Consider the following 4189-nt stretch of genomic DNA (forward strand, 5'->3'; position numbering starts at 1 on the left):
ATACTATTATTGATAGAAATTTTGTATTGTCATAATTTTTGTTCTAAAAAGCAACTACGTTTAAGAAAAGAACCTTAATAAAAGGAGCGGTAAACGAAATGTCTAAAATTATAGCAATCAATGCTGGTAGTTCTTCTTTAAAGTTTCAATTATTTGAAATGCCAAGTGAAGATGTTATCACAAAAGGTATTATTGAAAGAATTGGTTTAAATGATTCGGTTTTTACCATTTCTGTGAATGGAGAAAAAGTAACAGAAACATCGGATATTCCTGATCATGAAGTAGCAGTTAAAATGCTGTTAGATAAATTAACGACTTTAGGAATTATTCAATCACTTGATGAAATAGATGGAATTGGACACCGTGTCGTTCATGGTGGAGAAGCCTTTAATGACTCCGTGGTCATTACGGATGAAGTACTTAATAAGATCGATGAACTTTCTGAATTAGCACCACTTCACAATCCTGCAAACGTTACAGGAATTAAAGCTTTCAAAGGTGTTCTTCCAAATGTTCCTGCAGTTGCAGTATTTGATACAGCCTTTCATCAGTCGATGCCTGAAAGTTCATACCTTTACAGCCTCCCATACGAATACTACGAAAAATATGGTATCCGTAAATATGGCTTCCATGGTACGAGTCATAAATACGTTTCCCAGCGCGCGGCTGAACTTTTGGGCCGCCCGGTTGAACAGCTTCGCCTCCTTTCTTGTCATTTAGGCAATGGTGCTAGTATCGCGGCGATTGAGGGCGGAAAATCAATTGATACGTCAATGGGCTTTACACCTCTTGCTGGGGTAACAATGGGAACTCGTTCAGGAAACATTGACCCTGCTTTAATTCCATATATTATGGAAAAAACAGATAAAACAGCTGAAGAAGTGCTCGACGTATTAAACAAAGAGAGTGGAATGTTAGGTGTATCTGGTTTCTCCAGTGACCTGAGAGATATTGAAATTGAAGCACGTAACGGAAATGACCGAGCACAGCTTGCATTGGACGTTTTTGCAAATCGGATTCATAAATATATTGGCTCTTATGCATCACGTATGTATGGTGTTGATGCCATTATTTTTACAGCTGGTATTGGTGAAAACAGTGATGTAGTTCGTGAAAAGGTTTTAAAAGGTCTTGAATTTATGGGTGTTTATTGGGATCCTGCATTAAATAAAATTAGAGGTGAGGAAAGATTTATTAACTATCCACACTCACCAGTAAAAGTAATTGTTATACCTACAAATGAAGAAGTCATGATTGCACGCGACGTTGTACGTTTAGGACAATAAATGATGGAATAAAGGCAAACTGTCCTATTAGGACGTTTGCCTTTTTACATTTTTATGCATATCCCTTTATGGTATACTGTAGGAAATAAGAGGAAGTTAGGAGGCTTGCCTATGCCATTAACCGAGCGGGAAACAAAGGTATTGGATGATATTAGAGAATGGGAAAAGAATTTTTTAAACTACGAGGCAAATGACCTGCAGCTTACGTATGAAAAGTATTTAGAACGTTCTTTCTCCTTATTACCTGAAAAGGTTCAACGCCAGTTTTTTTCAGTCGTTGATAGTTGGTTGTTCCACTTGCATGGAGTAATCCAAGGCTCGCAGATTCAGATGGACGCAAAGGAAAGAATCCTTTCTTCAGGCCGGGTATTTAATCATGATTTACATCAAGTAGAGGATTTAAAAAAATTAGATATAGATCAGTTACAGTACATAGCGATGCAGCAAATCGCCCGACATCGACTTTATTCATTTGCCCAAGGCGGCTTAGCGGGAACTGGGGGAACGCTTCTATTAGGTACAGACATACCGGCAATGGCTGTTATTAATTTAAGGGTAGTGCAATTAATTGCCATGACATATGGCTTTGAGGTTAATACCCCTTACGAGATGATGAGTTCTTTACGAGTGTTTCATACAGCAACATTACCAGCGCGTTTACAAAAAGAGGGCTGGTCAATTCTGATGAATGATTTAGAATCAAGCAATGAACGTTATTTTTATGAGGGAAATGAGGAAATTACAGATGTCACCTGGCTGGAACAGCCAATCCAGCAATTATTAAAAGCAATAGTGATTATGTTGTTTCGCAAAAGAATCATTCAAGGAATTCCCGTGGTCAGCATGGCCATTGGAGCAGGGACTAATTATCAATTAACACGGAAAGTTACTGAATTTGCCCATAACTATTATCAGTTGAGATATCTTAATCAGAAAGAGGAAATTTTAAGATGAGTACAGCGGAACATAAGCAAGGAGCACCAAAAAGAGTTAACTGTAAAGTGATTACTGTCAGTGATACAAGAAACAAAGATACAGACAAAAGTGGAAAACTAATGATGGAATTACTAGAACAAGCCGGGCATACGATTGTTGATTATGTGATCGTCAAGGATGAGGCAGGACCTATTAAAGAAGCAATTTTAAAAGGCTGTGATCGTGATGATATTGATGTTATCCTGACAAACGGAGGTACCGGTATAGCAAGGCGCGATGTAACGATTGAAACGGTTCAAGCCGTGCTTGATAAAGAAATCATAGGTTTTGGAGAGTTATTTAGGATGTTGAGCTATCAAGAGGACATTGGTTCTGCAGCGATTCTTTCACGTGCAATTGCTGGAGTAGTAAAAAATAAAGGTGTCTTTTCAACCCCAGGCTCTACGGGAGCAGTGAAGCTGGCGATGAATAAGTTAATTCTGCCTGAGATCGGTCATGTAGTGAGGGAAATTAAAAAGGACTTATAAAGGATGAGCAGAGCCCCCACTTTAACTGGGAGCTCTTTTTATTGGTGCATTTTATCTGATACAGTTTGGTTTGCTCTATACCAAAGCCATAAATCATTGATAATGGAAGCAAGGTCCGCTATTTCACTGTTTAATTCACATGAGGTTTTAAAATTACTCTCATTAGACAATTGGGCTTGCTTTTGATTAATCAATTCTTCAAGATCAGCAATTCGATCAGGAATGGAACCTCTAATTTGTTCCCAATGAAATAGGATAGCCTGCTGGGTTTCATCACTATATTGTGCCCATTCCATCGTTATATCGGGAATCGAAATGCCAAGACGTGGATCGAAGGAAAAATGTTTTTTCATGTGATAGCCTCCAAGACGGGTTGTATTCCCTATTGTATAACACATCGTGAAAGCATTCACGAGTTAATTTAAATTTTGTTATTAGCTTTTTCTGAACGGACAATGAGGACATCACATGGGGCGAAACGAGTTATGTGTTCTGAAACACTGCCGATTAGAAACCGCTCAACAGTATTCATTCCAGTGGCACCGCAAATAATTAAATCAATCGAATGGTTTTTAGCGATTTCCTTAGGAATTTTGACTTTCGGTGATCCGTATTCAATTTCATATTGAACGTGTGCAACTCCAGCTTCTAATGCTTGGTTTTGATATTTTTCAAGCATATCGATTGCCAGCTTGTTTGCCCGATCACCAATATCTGGATCATATGAATCAATTAAAAGAAATGACCTTGTGTCAATCACATGTGCTAATAACAATTTTGAGTTGTTTCTTTTAGCAATTTCAATTGATTTTTCTAAAGCCCACTCTGATTCTTTTGAACCATCAATAGCAACTAGAATATGGTCGTATTTTACATCCATTGTAATCCCTCCTCCCTTTAATTATACAATATTTTCTAGGGATAGATGTTGCAATTTTTCGAAAAATAAAGGAGTGATAATTATGGAAGGGTGATTGATTTGATGTCTAAACAAGATCCGAATAAAACCTTTACCTTTGAATTTGATGAAAATGGTGCAAATGAAGTAAGTCAGCAAATTATGAATTCCTATAATAGCGGATTTATTGGCCAGGATTTTGAAGTGACTAACGAGAATGAATCCCAACATACAGAGGAATAGGTTTGACAGTACTCGCCAACAGGCGAGTTTTTCTATGTAATCGTCTATTAAATTTACTAAAGTAGGGCGTTTACCCAAGAATCTCCTTTTAAGCCTGCATATCCTTTTAATGTGCTAGGAATATATAGGAGGAGGAAAAAAAATGCAAGACATGCATAATTATATGGAATCAATCGACCCTAACGATCAGAGGTTTGGTCGTTTCGGATTTCACCATGGATTTGGAAGACCGTTTGGATTCGGCAGACCATTTGGATTCGGATTCGGAAGACCATTTGGATTCGGCAGACCATTTGGAT

General features: G+C 37.8%; 6 protein-coding genes. 4 read left to right on the forward strand and 2 right to left on the reverse strand.

Annotated elements, in window-relative coordinates:
- The first annotated feature begins 98 nt into the window (after positions 1–98).
- The 3 genes from V7124_RS20075 (at position 99) to V7124_RS20085 (ending at position 2749) form a co-directional block, all read left to right on the forward strand.
- Positions 99–1286 carry an acetate kinase gene (locus V7124_RS20075; protein ID WP_335410866.1) on the forward strand — a complete coding sequence of 396 codons (1188 nt, stop codon included), beginning with the start codon at positions 99–101 and terminating at the stop codon, positions 1284–1286.
- A gap of 111 nt (positions 1287–1397) precedes the next feature.
- The gene (locus V7124_RS20080; protein WP_335492756.1) at positions 1398–2240 is read left to right on the forward strand and encodes an EcsC family protein; all 843 of its coding nucleotides are present in this window, start codon (positions 1398–1400) and stop codon (positions 2238–2240) included.
- Positions 2237–2749: a MogA/MoaB family molybdenum cofactor biosynthesis protein gene (locus V7124_RS20085; RefSeq protein WP_335492760.1), complete on the forward strand. Its 513-nt coding sequence runs from the start codon at positions 2237–2239 to the stop codon at positions 2747–2749. The genes V7124_RS20080 and V7124_RS20085 overlap by 4 nt, the downstream gene beginning before the upstream one ends.
- A gap of 38 nt (positions 2750–2787) precedes the next feature.
- On the opposite strand, the gene V7124_RS20090 is transcribed toward V7124_RS20085, so the two are convergent.
- Positions 2788–3102, reverse strand: a complete 315-nt coding sequence (locus V7124_RS20090) for a hypothetical protein (protein ID WP_335492763.1) — start codon at positions 3100–3102, stop codon at positions 2788–2790.
- 68 nt (positions 3103–3170) lie between these two features.
- Positions 3171–3629 carry a universal stress protein gene (locus V7124_RS20095; protein ID WP_335492766.1) on the reverse strand — a complete coding sequence of 153 codons (459 nt, stop codon included), beginning with the start codon at positions 3627–3629 and terminating at the stop codon, positions 3171–3173.
- 102 nt (positions 3630–3731) lie between these two features.
- On the opposite strand from V7124_RS20095, the gene V7124_RS20100 reads away from it, so the two are divergent.
- The gene (locus V7124_RS20100; RefSeq protein ID WP_335492769.1) at positions 3732–3890 is read left to right on the forward strand and encodes a hypothetical protein; all 159 of its coding nucleotides are present in this window, start codon (positions 3732–3734) and stop codon (positions 3888–3890) included.
- Positions 3891–4189: the final 299 nt, after the last annotated feature.

Source organism: Neobacillus niacini, from assembly GCF_036961885.1.
GTDB classification, from domain to species: Bacteria; Bacillota; Bacilli; order Bacillales; family Cytobacillaceae; genus Neobacillus; species Neobacillus niacini_H.